The sequence below is a fragment of the Klebsiella spallanzanii genome, assembly GCF_902158555.1.
Classification (GTDB): Bacteria; Pseudomonadota; Gammaproteobacteria; order Enterobacterales; family Enterobacteriaceae; genus Klebsiella; species Klebsiella spallanzanii.
In genome coordinates this window covers 588,157-601,973 of sequence record NZ_CABGGS010000012.1, presented here as the reverse complement: position 1 = coordinate 601,973, position 13,817 = coordinate 588,157, and the positions used below count along the sequence as shown (strand labels likewise).

10 protein-coding genes, 1 tRNA gene and 1 pseudogene are annotated in these 13,817 nt (G+C 54.0%); 2 read left to right on the top strand and 10 right to left on the bottom strand.

Going from position 1 to position 13,817, the window contains the following annotated elements; translation table 11 throughout:
* Positions 1-5: 5 nt before the first annotated feature.
* The 3 genes from rtcB to FN082_RS13945 all read right to left on the bottom strand — a co-directional run bounded on the left by rtcB (position 6) and on the right by FN082_RS13945 (position 3,125).
* Entirely contained in the window at positions 6-1,220 is a 1,215-nt protein-coding gene (rtcB, locus tag FN082_RS13950; protein ID WP_139539004.1) for an RNA-splicing ligase RtcB, read from the bottom strand.
* A 77-nt stretch (positions 1,221-1,297) separates the two neighbouring features.
* Positions 1,298-1,413: transfer RNA gene (locus FN082_RS29995), tRNA-OTHER, on the bottom strand.
* A 155-nt stretch (positions 1,414-1,568) separates the two neighbouring features.
* On the bottom strand, positions 1,569-3,125 hold the full coding sequence (locus FN082_RS13945) for a vWA domain-containing protein (RefSeq protein ID WP_142981803.1): 1,557 nt from the start codon (positions 3,123-3,125) through the stop codon (positions 1,569-1,571).
* A 188-nt stretch (positions 3,126-3,313) separates the two neighbouring features.
* Here FN082_RS13945 and rtcR point away from each other — a divergent pair, with 188 nt between their 5' ends.
* A complete protein-coding gene (gene rtcR / locus FN082_RS13940) occupies positions 3,314-4,912 on the top strand; it encodes an RNA repair transcriptional activator RtcR (RefSeq protein ID WP_142981802.1) in 1,599 nt (532 codons plus the stop codon).
* On the opposite strand, the gene FN082_RS13935 is transcribed toward rtcR, so the two are convergent.
* Genes FN082_RS13935 through glpE form a run of 3 tightly spaced genes read right to left on the bottom strand, consistent with a single transcriptional unit; the run spans position 4,894 to position 6,890 of the window.
* Positions 4,894-5,652: a DeoR/GlpR family transcriptional regulator gene (locus tag FN082_RS13935; protein WP_139539007.1), complete on the bottom strand. Its 759-nt coding sequence runs from the start codon at positions 5,650-5,652 to the stop codon at positions 4,894-4,896. The two genes, rtcR and FN082_RS13935, sit on opposite strands and share 19 nt — an antisense overlap.
* Positions 5,653-5,671: 19 nt before the next feature.
* A complete protein-coding gene (gene glpG / locus FN082_RS13930; RefSeq protein ID WP_142463665.1) occupies positions 5,672-6,502 on the bottom strand; it encodes a rhomboid family intramembrane serine protease GlpG in 831 nt (276 codons plus the stop codon).
* A 58-nt stretch (positions 6,503-6,560) separates the two neighbouring features.
* The gene (glpE, locus tag FN082_RS13925; RefSeq protein WP_139539009.1) at positions 6,561-6,890 is read right to left on the bottom strand and encodes a thiosulfate sulfurtransferase GlpE; all 330 of its coding nucleotides are present in this window, start codon (positions 6,888-6,890) and stop codon (positions 6,561-6,563) included.
* 204 nt (positions 6,891-7,094) lie between these two features.
* Here glpE and glpD point away from each other — a divergent pair, with 204 nt between their 5' ends.
* Entirely contained in the window at positions 7,095-8,603 is a 1,509-nt protein-coding gene (gene glpD, locus FN082_RS13920) for a glycerol-3-phosphate dehydrogenase (RefSeq protein ID WP_142981801.1), read from the top strand.
* 129 nt (positions 8,604-8,732) lie between these two features.
* Here the strand turns inward: glpD and FN082_RS13915 are convergent, their stop codons facing one another.
* From FN082_RS13915 to FN082_RS13900, 4 genes and pseudogenes are all read right to left on the bottom strand, one after another.
* Positions 8,733-9,437, bottom strand: coding sequence for a YbbD family protein (locus tag FN082_RS13915; RefSeq protein ID WP_139539011.1), 705 nt, complete (start codon positions 9,435-9,437; stop codon positions 8,733-8,735).
* A gap of 8 nt (positions 9,438-9,445) precedes the next feature.
* Positions 9,446-10,968, bottom strand: a pseudogene (locus tag FN082_RS30480) (PstS family phosphate ABC transporter substrate-binding protein).
* 15 nt (positions 10,969-10,983) lie between these two features.
* Positions 10,984-12,486 (bottom strand): PstS family phosphate ABC transporter substrate-binding protein, encoded by a 1,503-nt coding sequence (locus tag FN082_RS13905; protein WP_142981800.1) that lies wholly within the window; start codon positions 12,484-12,486, stop codon positions 10,984-10,986.
* A gap of 157 nt (positions 12,487-12,643) precedes the next feature.
* Positions 12,644-13,753, bottom strand: coding sequence for a glycerol dehydrogenase (locus FN082_RS13900; RefSeq protein WP_139539013.1), 1,110 nt, complete (start codon positions 13,751-13,753; stop codon positions 12,644-12,646).
* Positions 13,754-13,817 lie beyond the last annotated feature (64 nt).

Sequence of the window (13,817 nt, the reverse complement as noted above, 5' to 3'; positions counted from 1 at the left end):
TTTGACTATCCTTTAACGCACACCACCTGACGTAGCGTATGCACAATTTCTACCAGATCGGATTGCGCAGCCATCACCGCGTCAATATCCTTGTAGGCCATCGGAATCTCATCGATAACGTCGGCATCTTTACGGCATTCTACATGCGCGGTAGCGCGAATCTGATCGTCGACGCTAAACAGCTTTTTCGCTTTAGTACGGCTCATCACGCGCCCGGCACCGTGGCTGCACGAACAGAAGGATTCTTCGTTTCCCAGCCCGCGGACAATAAAGCTTTTCGCCCCCATCGACCCCGGAATAATGCCGTACTGCCCGCGCTGCGCCGAAACAGCGCCCTTACGTGTCACATAAATCTCTTCACCAAAGTGCTGCTCTTTTTGCACATAGTTATGGTGGCAGTTGATATCTTCCATCCCGAGGGTTATCGGTTTATCCACGCATTTCTGCAGCGCCGCTAACGCGTTTTCCATCATCGCATCGCGGTTCAGGCTGGCGAACATCTGCGCCCAGTTGACGGCTTTCAGGTAATCGTCAAAATATTCGCTTCCTTCATTAAAATACGCCAGATCGCGGGACGGCAGCGTCTCCAGTTGCTCCTGCATCTCTTGCTGCGCCAGGCCGATAAAGTACGTACCAATGGCGTTACCAATTCCGCGCGAACCGGAGTGCAGCATAATCCATACCTGGTCGGCCTCATCCAGACAAATTTCAATAAAGTGGTTACCGGTTCCCAACGTTCCCAGATGCTTATGGTTATTGGTGTTCAGAAAACGCGGATATTTTTGCGTTAACCACAGATACCCCTCTTCCAGCTGCGCCCATTTTTCTTCAACGTTAGCTGGCGGATTTTCCCATGCCCCTGCGTCACGGCGGCCCCGTCCGGTGGTACGTCCGTGCGGCACGGCAGCTTCAATCGCGCTACGCAGCTCAGCAAGGTTATCCGGGAGATCCGCAGCCGTTAAGCTGGTACGCAGCGCATTCATTCCGCAACCGATATCCACACCGACCGCCGCCGGGATAATCGCACCGCGCGTTGGGATCACGCTACCGATGGTCGAACCTTTTCCAAGGTGTACATCGGGCATCACGGCAATATGGTTGAAAATAAAGGGCATTTTTGCCGTATTAATAAGCTGCTGACGCGCATCGTCTTCTACTGGTACGCCTTTAGTCCACATTTTTACCGGGGCGTTCTGGGTGGTCATTAATTCGTAATTCATTATTTTTTCTCGTTTTATTTATTAAGGTGGCGACAAGTTAATGTGAATACATGGCTCTACCATTGAGCTACAGAGCCGGGCTCTGACGGGACTCGAACCCGCAACAAATGTAGATCCACAGGCATTCGCCAAAACAGGGTGGCACGACAAGTTAAGGTGGATCGACCTGCTCTAGCCTCTGAGCTACGGAGTCAGACTCCGGCAGGATTCGAACCTGCGACCTGGATCTTCATAGGATGTAGATCCACCAGCATTCGTGCCTTCAGCGCCGCGCGACAAATTCATAGCCGGGATGATACGCATCGGGAAAGATGTAATCCCGGCCAGCATTCGCGCCGCGCTGAATACTCATTGCAGCGTCACGGACTCGATCTCTTCCAGCCAGTGCGCGCTGCCGTAGCGACCGTTAACAAAGTTATCAATCACCGTAAATACCTCATCGTTAAAACCGCCGACGTTCAAAATATCGCCCCGCTCCGCCGCCTGGGTGGTGCCGTAAGGCAGCAGGTCGATACACACCAGACGCGCCAGCGGGTTACGTTTTTTCAGCGCGGCCCAGCACTCCATGGTTGCGGTCGAGCCGTGGCGCGACCGATCAATCCAGGATTCGTTATCCGACACCATGATCACCAGATCCACCCGCGCTCGCTCGGCCAGCAGCTTGCGTAGCGGTGCGGAACAATTGGTCCCACCGCCGCCGACTGCCGCCAGCTTCTGCGCGTTACGCATCACCGACTGCTTAGGGTCGAGCGCAACGTTTACCACATCGCATTCGAACGGTAGCACGCGGGCCTGCGGATGATTACGCAACACGGCGGCGGCAATCAGCCCGGCAACATCCACGCAGCGAATTTTGCTGGTTGCTCCCTGACGATAGCCGGTTATCGATGAGCCCATCGACCCCGATACGTCCGGACAGACCACCACGTTGCCGCGAAACTGCGGAACGTTCTCCAGCGCAAACTCCATCGCCTGTTCTAAGGCATCGCTGATAGCCTGCGGCACGCCGCTTTGCAGATTGCTCCACGCCGACAGCAGCTGATAAGGATAGACCCGGGACTGACGCACCTGCGCCCTGTCCGCCAGCCGTTTCGCTACGCTGGCGGCCAGCTCTGCATTGTCAAAAACGCCGTGACGCGCCAGGGTATTCAAATTCATCCGCAGCGTTTGCCAGCTCATTCGCTGTGCCAGCTGCGCCCATTGTTCAGTAGCCAGCGGCGCGTGGGTCAGCAGTAAAAACGGCACATCGGGTAAAGCCGCACCACCGCGACCCTCACGAAACGCCAGCAGCGCCTGCGTTTTCTCCGGCAGTTGTGCTTTGTCACACGGCTTACCGATTAGCCAGGCGAAAAAGGCGTCCTGCCACAGAGCCTGTGGACGCGGGTGAACCATCTTCACGATATCCGCCAGCGACGGGGCATTGCCCACCGAAGCCTGCAATAAACGCTCTTCGCTGGCCTCCTGCAACCAACGCTGAACCAGCTTCTTCGGCCGGGTACCCAGCGAACGCCGTCCGGTGACGCCGCTGCGCAATATCTGCACAAAGTTACGCAGCATGCGACCGTTGTTAATCACCCGCGCAAACACCACCGGCAGCAGCGCGGAACTGCGCGCCGCCAGAAGCGCGGTCAGCAACGCAGGCATATCTTTCATCATTCCCCGCTCACGGCCATAAATCGCCAGCTTCGCGAGAAACAGATCGTCCAGGTCTTTCGCTATCTCCAGAACATCACTGAGCTGTGCCTGAGCGCTGGCGTAAAAGGTTTCGTTCATGCAGCCTGTCATCACCATCTGCGCCAACTTATGGCGCGGGGTGAAGGCAAAAGCCGCTGCACGTTCGTGGTTTTGCGTATCTGCCAGCGGCGCGTCCCGTAACAGCGAACGGAACAAAAGTGGATTAGCCATCTGTTTTCCCATTTCCGTTATTCTCCATGCCATGACTATTGCAACCGCCGTGCCAGAAATTAAAATTAATTATATTTAATTGATTTTTATAGATTAATTATTTTAACCGTCATTTAGCTAAAAAATTCACTGCGCGGGAAAAGCTAAAAGACGATAATTTAATATCGTCTTTTATAAGGAAATCTAATATGCGCAAAACGGTGACCTTTGGTTTTGTCGGTACGGTACTGGATTACGTTGGCCGCGGCAGCCAACGCTGGGAAAAATGGCGACCAACCTTAAGCCTGTGCCAGCAGGAAACGTTAGTTGTTCATCGCCTTGAGCTGCTGTACGACGCGCGTTCGCGGGGGCTGTTTGAAACCTTAAAACAGGATATCGCCAGCGTATCGCCGGAAACGGAAGTCATCGGCGTCGAGATAGCCATCCGCAATCCATGGGATTTCGAAGAGGTTTATGCCTGCCTACATGATTTCGCCCGCAGCCACGCGTTCCATCCGGAAGATGAAGACTATCTGATTCATATCACCACCGGCACTCACGTGGCGCAGATCTGCTGGTTCCTGCTGGCGGAAGCGCGCTATCTCCCGGCGCGGTTGGCGCAAACCTCCCCGCCGCGGAAGAAGGATAAGCCCCACAGCCCCGGCGACGTGACGATCATCGACCTCGACCTCAGCCGCTATAACGATATCGCCAGCCGCTTTGCCCAGGAGCGCGAAGAGACGCTTAACTTCCTGAAATCCGGTATCGAGACCCGTAACCCGCATTTCAACCGGATGATCGAGCATATTGAGCGCGTTGCCATCCGCTCCCGTTCACCCATGTTGCTTAACGGCCCGACCGGCGCGGGCAAATCATTTCTGGCCCGCCGGATCTACGAATTAAAGCTGGCTCGCCATCAATTCAACGGCCCGTTTGTCGAGGTCAACTGCGCGACGCTGCGCGGCGATACCGCCATGTCGACCTTATTTGGCCATGTCAAAGGCGCGTTTACCGGCGCACGGGAAGAGCGGGCCGGCCTGCTGCGCAGCGCAAACGGCGGGATGCTTTTTCTGGATGAAATTGGTGAGCTGGGCGCCGATGAACAGGCAATGCTACTTAAGGCAATAGAAGAAAAACGCTTTTATCCCTTCGGCAGCGACCAGCAGGTGAGCAGTGATTTCCAGCTTATCGCCGGGACCGTGCGTGATTTACGCCAGCTGGTTGCCCAGGGCCAGTTCCGCGAAGACCTGTACGCGCGTATCAATCTGTGGACGTTTGAGCTGCCGGGTTTGCGCCAGCGCCGTGAAGATATCGAACCCAACCTCGACTATGAAATTGAGCGTCACGCGGCGTTAACCGGCGACAGCGTGCGTTTCAATACCGAAGCGCGCCGTGCCTGGCTGACCTTCGCCACCTCGCCGCAGGCGGCGTGGAACGGCAACTTCCGCGAGCTTTCCGCCAGCGTCACCCGCATGGCAACCCTGGCGGAGAACGGTCGCATCACGGTGAACACGGTTGAGGATGAGATTGAGCGCCTGCGCTACAGCTGGAATGATAACCGCCCCTCGGCAATCGACACGCTTTTAGGGGCGGAGGCGGAAAACCTGGACCTGTTTGACCGCCTGCATCTGCAAAACGTCATTGCCGTATGTCAGCAGGCAACAAGCATCTCCGATGCCGGACGCCAGCTCTTTAACGTTTCACGCCTTGGCAAAGCCACCGTCAATGACGCTGACCGGCTACGTAAGTATCTGGCGCGCTTTGGCCTGGCCTGGGAAATGCTGAAGAATCAGCACAGCTCCAGTTGAAGGTTGTTGTCGGTAATCACCTTCAGCACGCCAGCGGGCGGCATCACGTCGGTATAGACCGCATCGACCATGCTGATACTGCCCATATTCACCATCGCATTGCGGCCAAATTTTGAGTGGTCAACGACCAGCATCACATGACGAGAGTTCTCGATAATCGCCCGTTTGGTGCGCACTTCGTGGTAGTCGAACTCCAGCAGGGAGCCATCGCTGTCGATTCCACTGATGCCAAGAATGCCGAAATCAAGGCGGAACTGGGAGATAAAGTCCAGGGTGGCCTCGCCGATAATCCCGCCATCTCGGCTGCGCAGTTCGCCGCCCGCCAGAATAATGCGGAAATCCTCTTTCACCATAAGCGTGTTGGCGACGTTGAGGTTATTGGTGACGATACGCAGATCGTTATGGTTGAGCAACGCATGCGCCACGGCTTCCGGCGTGGTGCCGATATCAATAAACAGCGTCGCGCCGTCGGGAATTTCGCTCGCCACCTTACGGGCAATGCGCTCTTTTTCCTGAGTCTGGGTCGACTTCCTGTCATGCCAGGAGGTGTTCACCGAGCTGGAAGGCAGCGCCGCGCCGCCGTGGTGGCGCAGGATCATTTTTTGTTCAGCTAAATCATTCAGGTCACGGCGAATAGTCTGCGGGCTGACGGCAAACTGTTCGACCAGCTCTTCAGTACTGACGTATCCCTGTTTTTTTACCAGTTCGATAATCGCGTCATGACGTTGTGTTTGTTTCATGAAATATCCCTGGGAGTCTCTACGTTCGTTTTCGCACATTCTGCGTATCAACAAACGCCATCGCCAGCCCGGTCACCAGACCCGCCACATGAGCGCCGTTCGCGATCGACATGCCGAAAACGTCAAACCAGCCTGCAATTAACCATACTAAAGAGAAGAGTATCAAGCCGCGCTGCAAAAAAATTCCGCTTTGCGGATCGCGCTCGCCTCGCAGCCAGACGTAGCCCATCAGCGCATAAACCACACCGGACAAACCGCCAAACCACGGGCCGCTAAACTGATGCTGGACAAAGCCGCTCAGCAAGGCGCTGATGACCGTAATAACCACCAGCTTGCCGCTGCCAATGCGTTTTTCCACCGCCCCGCCGAGGTACCACCACCATAGCAGGTTGAACAGAATATGCATCAGCGAGAAGTGCATGAGCGCATGGCTAAAGTAGCGCCATACCTCAAATTTCAGCGAAGGATCATAGGGCCAGGCCAGCAGCAGCATAACCGGCTGATCGCCAAGAACCGTTTGCAGCACAAAAACCGCAATACAGGCAAACAGAACGCCCCAGGTAAACGGCCCGGCGTTGTGTCGAAGCGTCGCTAAAAAAGGGAAACGCTGGTAATGCAGCCCGCTGTTAGTATGCCCCGACTGCCAGCTGGCGGCGAGGTAACGCGGATCGGCGGGATTTTCCAGAAATCGGGCCAGCTCGGCCTGTACGCGCCCGGCCTGACTTTCATCAGCCAGCCAGATGTCGCTCTGCGTATGTTGCTGAATCGTCAGAATAATTCCCTGCGTCGCCATATAGTCGACAAACGCCTGGGCCACGCGGGGGTTGGCAAAAGAGGTAATCATTAACATGCAGCGGATCGCTTATTCCACACAAAGGGAGACATTATAGCGCATGGCGCGCTAACGCCTACATCACACCATGCGCGACTTCCGCCGGAAAATGCCGATGCCAGGCGTCAAACCCGCCATCTACGCTGTAAACCTTGTCATAACCCTGCTGCAGCAGATACTGCGCAGCGCCTTTACTGCTATTACCGTGATAGCACATCACCATGACGGCCGTATCAAAATCGTTGTCGCGCATAAACGCGCCCAGGGTATCGTTGGTCAGATGGAATGCGCCCGGCGTATGGCCCATCGCGTAGCTTTGCGGGTCGCGTATATCCACCAGCACCGCCGTCTTCTGGTGCATTTTTTGGTGAGCTTCTTCTACGTTAATACACTCAAAGTGATCCATATACTCTCTTCTTTATCTACAGGCAGGTGGCAAAACGCCGCGGATTTTAGCGTCTAGTGTACAGCCTGGCGCTAAATAAACGCCAATATGTTACACGCATCACTCTGAAATGTTTTTTTGATGTTACCAATGGCGCGATTATTTGCTATATTGAGCGATATCGAACATTTATGAGCTTAAACGAAAGTGTAAGAGGTGGCGAGCGTGGAAACCAAAGATCTGATTGTGATAGGGGGAGGCATCAACGGTGCCGGTATCGCGGCAGACGCCGCAGGGCGTGGTTTATCCGTGTTGATGCTGGAGGCAAACGACCTGGCCTGCGCCACATCCAGCGCTAGCTCAAAGCTGATTCACGGCGGGCTGCGTTACCTTGAACACTACGAATTCCGCCTGGTAAGCGAAGCGCTGGCCGAGCGAGAAGTGTTGTTAAAAATGGCTCCGCACATCGCCTTCCCGATGCGCTTTCGTTTACCGCATCGCCCGCACCTGCGCCCGGCATGGATAATCCGTATTGGCTTGTTTATGTACGATCATCTGGGCAAACGTACCAGTTTACCCAGCTCAACCGGGTTGCGTTTTGGCACAGAATCGGTACTAAAACCTGAAATCGTGCGCGGTTTCGAATATTCCGACTGCTGGGTCGACGATGCGCGGCTGGTGCTGGCTAATGCCCAGATGGTGGTACGTAAAGGTGGAGAAGTTCGCACGCGTACCCGCGCCACCTCGGCGAAACGTGAAAATGGTTTGTGGGTCGTCGAAGCAGAAGATATCGATACCGGAGAGAAGTTTACCTGGCAGGCACGCGGCCTGGTGAACGCCACTGGACCGTGGGTCAAACAATTCTTCGATGACGGTATGCATCTGCCATCGCCATACGGCATCCGCCTGATTAAAGGCAGCCATATTGTCGTTCCGCGTGTACATACGCAGAAGCAGGCCTACATCCTGCAAAACGAAGACAAACGCATTGTGTTCGTGATCCCGTGGATGGATGAATTCTCTATCATCGGCACCACCGACGTGGAATATAAAGGCGACCCGAAAGCCGTGGCTATCGATGACAAAGAGGTTAACTACCTGCTGAACGTCTATAACGCGCACTTTAAAAAGACGCTGACTCGGGACGATATTGTCTGGACCTACTCTGGCGTGCGCCCACTATGCGATGACGAATCCGACTCACCGCAGGCGATCACCCGCGATTACACCCTTGATATTCATGATGTGAACGGACAGGCTCCGCTGCTGTCGGTGTTTGGCGGTAAGCTCACCACCTATCGTAAACTGGCCGAACACGCGCTGGAGAAACTGACGCCTTACTACAAAGGCATCGGCCCGGCATGGACCAAAACCGCAATCCTGCCCGGCGGCGATATCAACGGCGACCGTGATGACTATGCGGCTAAACTGCGTCGTCGCTTCCCGTTTATTAGCGAATCGATGGCCCGCCATTATGCCCGCACCTATGGCAGCAATAGCGAGTGGATCCTTGGTGAAGCCGCATCATTAGACGATCTGGGCGAAAACTTCGGCCATGAATTTTTCGAAGCCGAACTTAAATACCTGGTCGAACATGAATGGGTGCGAACCCTGGACGATGCGATATGGCGGCGGACTAAGCAAGGAATGTGGCTAACGGCCGAACAGCAGGCCCGCATCAGCGAATGGCTGGCGCAGCACGCGGGAAAGTCTGAGCTGTCGCTGGCGTCGTAAAACCGCGCGGGCATGTCGGTAGTTATGCGGTAACGCTCCACGCTTATTTTCTGAATAAAAAACGGCTTTCGACACGATCGTCGCAAGCCGTCAGCGCCGCGACGATTATCAACGCCATGCCCCATCTCATCACACCGACAACCGCCGTTTTTCAAACGGGCAATACCGAAAGCGCGCATTGGCGGCATTGAGGCGGATAAAAACATCACTCGGCAGATGAAAGCCTGGCCGGGTACACGACTCATGACATGTCGTACAACCTTCATCGCCACAGCTTTCAGCCTGATAATAACGGGCGTATATCGTCAGCTCCGACTGCTTTTTTCTGAATAACCGCAGGCTATTGTCGTTGTGGTATTTCAAGGCGTCTTTAAACACCTGAAAGATGAAAACATCCGCCACGCTGGCGTACTCTCTCAGCCCACGAATTGCGATAACGTCCCGCTGATGATGAAAACCCAGCGCGGAAAACACTATCGTGAAATCATCGTGAGTTTCACGGTCACAGGTATGCGTTGGCACATTTTCAATATAAGGATCGAAATCTAAGTCGGCGCCGCAGTCGCTCATGCGGCTAATCGTATTGGGATCCAGAGAAAAACCCGGCCAGATGCCGCTGGATGTTAAACCAATTCCTAACATGACATCGTATGCCCGTAGCCCTTCCAGACCCGGTACACCCGCGAATTTTTCGGCGTCATCTAAAACCTGATTAATCAGCTCCGCCACGATGTCTTTATGCCAGGCGGTAGATTCCCGCCGCGCGATACAAATATCAGCGCCGCCAGAAGGCTCAACGCCCGCCAGCTGCACGTACAATTTTACGTCTTCCATGAGATTCATTATTCCGTCATCGGATACAGCGGCACATAGCCGACGTTCTGCACTAACAGTTGCCCCTGCGGGCTAATAAACCAATCGACAATTTTTTGCGTTTCCGGCGTTGGATTTTCGCGAGTCACCATATAAACATCCGTTGAGTACGGATAGCTTCCATTACGAATATTCGGCTCCGAAGGATAAATACCGTTTATCGCCAGCAGCTTGATGCCCTTATCACTATTCATCTGCGTGGCGTAATAACGAAAGGTGTAACCGATGGATCTATTCGTATTTTGATAATCCGCGACCTCGCGAATCACTCTACCCATGCCTCTTGCCACCTCAGTCTCCTTCGCCGGTAGCATCGGCGTCTGCTTCATCACTTTCGCCAACATCACCGTCTGGCTACCGGAATCCACCGGACGCTGCCAGACCTGTATCGGCTCATCGCTACCGCCCACCTCGCTCCAGCGGGTAATTTTACCGCTAAAGATATCGCGCACCTGCTGCCCGGTAAGCGACTCCACCGGATTATTGGCATTAACAATAAAAACGAAGGCTTCGCGAGCGAAAGGGGTATAAGTCAGCGTAACGCCAGCCTCTTGCGCGCGTTTCTTCTGCCCTTCAGAGGCTGGGCGACAAAAATAATATCGGTTTTATTGTCGATGAGTTTTTGATACGCAATCGGCGTTCGCGAATTTTTCAGGCAGCAGCTTCGAATGTCGTAAGACGAGGTTGTATCGGGAAATGTGTTCAGCGCATAAAAAGCCGAAGCATAGAGAGGGTACGCCGCCGTGGCGCCATCCCATCTCGGCCAATGTTCACTAAACTGAAACGGCGCTTTTGCCTGAAGGCGGATAAGCTTATTGCCAGACACATCCGGGCGATATTTACCCAATGAATCAATGACCTCACGAACGCTAAACCGTTTGTCCATATGCACGTACTTATCCGCACGCTGTTTCGCCTGCCACAGCGCGAACAGGCACAGCAACACCAGCCCCATCAACACACCCAAACGGTAACGCCGCTCATTTTTAGAAACAGGCTGCCGACGGCTACGCCAGGAATATCCCAGCGTGAAGCCAATTTGCGTCCCCACGGGAATCAGCACCATCCCCCAATACCAGCCAGAAAGCAGCGCAAGCAAATCGATTCCCCACCAGGGAAGAGACCAATAAAAGAGATTTGCATAGGCTTTGCTGACGAAACTGTATCCCGTGTACTGCATAATCGCCACCCACGCCGTCAATGCCAACAGTGCAGGCAACAACAACAAGCAGTGGCGAGAAGGGATATTCAGCGTGGGTCTGGTGTACCTCGCCCATAACCAGCCGACGATAAGCATCACCACGCAGCCAGGGGCAAATATAAACCACTGCATAGTCTCTTCAGTTGAAAGATTCGCACCTAATGCGAGCTGCATTTTGAATGAAACATATGCAACTGAGTTAACGAGTAATACTAAAATAAAAATAACAATATGCGCGCAGAGCGGCACGCCGATAAATGCCAGCGCCAGTGTTCTCAACCCGTATTTCACTTCTTTTACATCCCTTTATTTTGCTGCCGGATACAACGGCACATAGCCGACATCCTGCACCAGCCGCTGCCCCTGAGGGCTTAAAAACCATGCCACCAGCTTTTGCGTTTCCGTCGAGGCATGTTCTCGGGTGACCATATAAACATCAACCGTGTACGGGTAACTGCCGTTACGAATATTTTCAACCGTCGGCGCAATGCCGTTGATGGACAGCAGTTTGATATTTTTATTGCTGTTCATTTGCGTCGCGTAGTAGCGGAAGGTGTAACCAATCGCCCCACGCGTATTCTGGTATTCGGCCACTTCATGGATCACGCCTTCCATTGCCGAAGCAAATTCAGTTTCTTTTGGCGGCAGCATCGGTTCCCCACGCATGACCTTCGCCAGCATCACCGTCTGGCTACCCGAGTCCTCCGGACGTTGCCAGGGCTGAATGGCTTTATCTGCACCACCGACCTCGTTCCAGCGGGTAATTTTGCCGCTAAAAATAGTGCGGATTTGCTCCTCGCTAAGCGACTGGACCGGGTTATTTTGATTAGCAATAAACACAAAGGCTTCGCGGGCGAAGGGGGTATAGATGAGCTTGACGCCCGCATCCTGCGCGCGCTGTTTCTGCCCGGAGGAAGGCTGAGCGACGAAAATAATATCAGCTTCGTTATCAATAATGTTGCTGTAAGCAGACGGCGTACGGGTCTCGTATAAAGAGTCCCTGATGGAAAACTCAGCGGGAAAGGTATTCAGCGCATAAAATGCCGACGCATACAGCGGATAGGCCGCTGTCGCCCCGGCCATTCGCGGCCAGTTTTTCGTGAAGCGTAATTGCGGCGGCCCTTGCAAAGGGGTCAGTTTACTGCGGCTTCCCGGCGCGTAATCGCCCGTGTTAATCGATTCGAGAACGCTATTGTTTCTGCTGACAGAAGGGTACTTTTCCTCACGTAGCCATGCCTGCCAGGCAGCATATGCCACCAGTAGCGCGATTATCGACAACATAATGCTACGGCAGATATATGCGCCTCTGACGATGGGAGAACGCCGGTGCGGCCAGTAATATCCCAGCGTAAAGCAGAGCTGAGAGCCAACGGGTAACACAACGATTCCCCAGTACCAGTCGGTCAGAGCCGATACCACGCTCATGCCAAACCACGGAAGCAGGGACGTAGACATCCAGATAAAATTCAGGCGCTGAAAGCTCAGCCCAGCCCGCTGCAGCATGATAATCCAGGTCAAAAGCGCCATCAGCGCAGGCAATAATAAGAGGCTCTGACGCCACCCGGCCAGCGATGCCGACTCGCTTTTATCTGCCCATACCCGACCACCAGCAAACATCAGCGCCGCGCCCGCCGCGAACACCAGATAAAGAATCGCCGTGGCAACTATCTGCGATTCGCCAAATAGACCAGCAACCAGCGCCAGGCCGCCGCCGACCATCGCCAGTACCAGAGCGACAACGTGCGTTAATATTGGCACACCGGTAAACGCCAGCATGATTGACAAAAAAAGCCACTTAGCATTTTTCATTTTTCTATCCGCTAATCCCTGCGATAGCGGAAGTATAAACCCGGTAGTCCTGAGCACCCCCCATGCATTTTTCTGAAATCGCGACGTTAAAACATTCACGATAGCGGCAGACAGAAGTTGAAAGTTCCGGCTGCCGTTTTTTATTTACAGGCTCACATTAACCTGCAAGATCGATCTTTTTCCGCGCCTGCCCAACAGCATCGGCGGCCCGCAATGCCGCCTGAACGGCCTCCGGCGTAATGGTAAACGGCTCGTTGTGCATCGTTTCCCCAGTTTGACAAGACGCCCTGGCAACGGCCAGCAGTTCATCATCGCTAACGCCAGCCAGACCGATATCCGCCAGCGTGGTGGGCAAGCCTATATCTTCACAAAATCGATAAACCTCCTCGATAAGCTCAGGCGCTCTATCGGTGAGCATAAGCATTGCCAGCGTGCCAAACGCAACCTTTTCCCCATGCCAGTATTTGTGCGTGGCGGGCAGTACCGTCAGACCATTATGAATAGCGTGCGCCGCCGCCAGCCCACCGCTTTCAAAACCGAGCCCGGATAATAGCGTATTCGCTTCGATAACATGTTCGAGCGCCGGAGTAACCTGATGTTGTTCACAGGCAAGCTTCGCCAGGCGCCCATAGCGCATTAAGGTGGTGTAGCAAAAGCGCGCCAGCTCAAATGCGGTCATCGGTCCTGGCCTGGTGGTCATATTGCCGGCCCCTTTGATGCGGCAATCTTCCGCTTCAAACCAGGTTGCCAGCGCATCGCCTATCCCGGAAACCAAAAAGCGTACCGGCGCGGCAGCAATAATACTGCTGTCCACCAGCACAAGCGTCGGGTTACGTGGAATCATCAGGTAGCGTTTGAATTTCCCTTCTGGCGTATAGATAACAACCAGTGAACTGCACGGCGCATCCGTTGAGGCCAGAGTAGGAACCACGGCAATAGGCAGCCGCAGGCTGGCGCCGGTTGCTTTTGCCGTATCCAGGGTTTTCCCACCCCCCATACCAACAATCACATCGGCGCCAATTTCCTGCGCACGTGCGGAGATGCGAGCAATTTCCTCATCACTGCACTCGCTACTGAACACTTCGATATCAAATTCAATCACCCCGTGCAGTGCTGTTGCAACCGCATCCCGGTAGGTGCTGTGAACAACAGGATCCTGCAAAATCAGCGCCTTATGACCGAGTGCGGCCAATTCCTGCGGAAGATGCGTTGTCAACGCCCCTTTACCCTGAACATATCGTGACGGAAAGATCGCGGTAGTAACCATTGTTTCTCCTTAAAAAGCATTAAAGTTCAATATACAGAACACAAATTCCACATAAAGAATTTAA

Excerpts from the sequence above, each read along its gene's own strand:
- rtcB (WP_139539004.1), bottom strand. The coding sequence starts at position 1,220 with ATGAATTACGAATTAATGACCACCCAGAACGCCCCGGTAAAAATGTGG.
- FN082_RS13945 (WP_142981803.1), bottom strand. The coding sequence starts at position 3,125 with ATGGCTAATCCACTTTTGTTCCGTTCGCTGTTACGGGACGCGCCGCTG.
- rtcR (WP_142981802.1), top strand. The coding sequence starts at position 3,314 with ATGCGCAAAACGGTGACCTTTGGTTTTGTCGGTACGGTACTGGATTAC.
- FN082_RS13935 (WP_139539007.1), bottom strand. The coding sequence starts at position 5,652 with ATGAAACAAACACAACGTCATGACGCGATTATCGAACTGGTAAAAAAA.
- glpG (WP_142463665.1), bottom strand. The coding sequence starts at position 6,502 with ATGTTAATGATTACCTCTTTTGCCAACCCCCGCGTGGCCCAGGCGTTT.
- glpE (WP_139539009.1), bottom strand. The coding sequence starts at position 6,890 with ATGGATCACTTTGAGTGTATTAACGTAGAAGAAGCTCACCAAAAAATG.
- FN082_RS13915 (WP_139539011.1), bottom strand. The coding sequence starts at position 9,437 with ATGGAAGACGTAAAATTGTACGTGCAGCTGGCGGGCGTTGAGCCTTCT.
- FN082_RS13905 (WP_142981800.1), bottom strand. The coding sequence starts at position 12,486 with ATGAAAAATGCTAAGTGGCTTTTTTTGTCAATCATGCTGGCGTTTACC.
- FN082_RS13900 (WP_139539013.1), bottom strand. The coding sequence starts at position 13,753 with ATGGTTACTACCGCGATCTTTCCGTCACGATATGTTCAGGGTAAAGGG.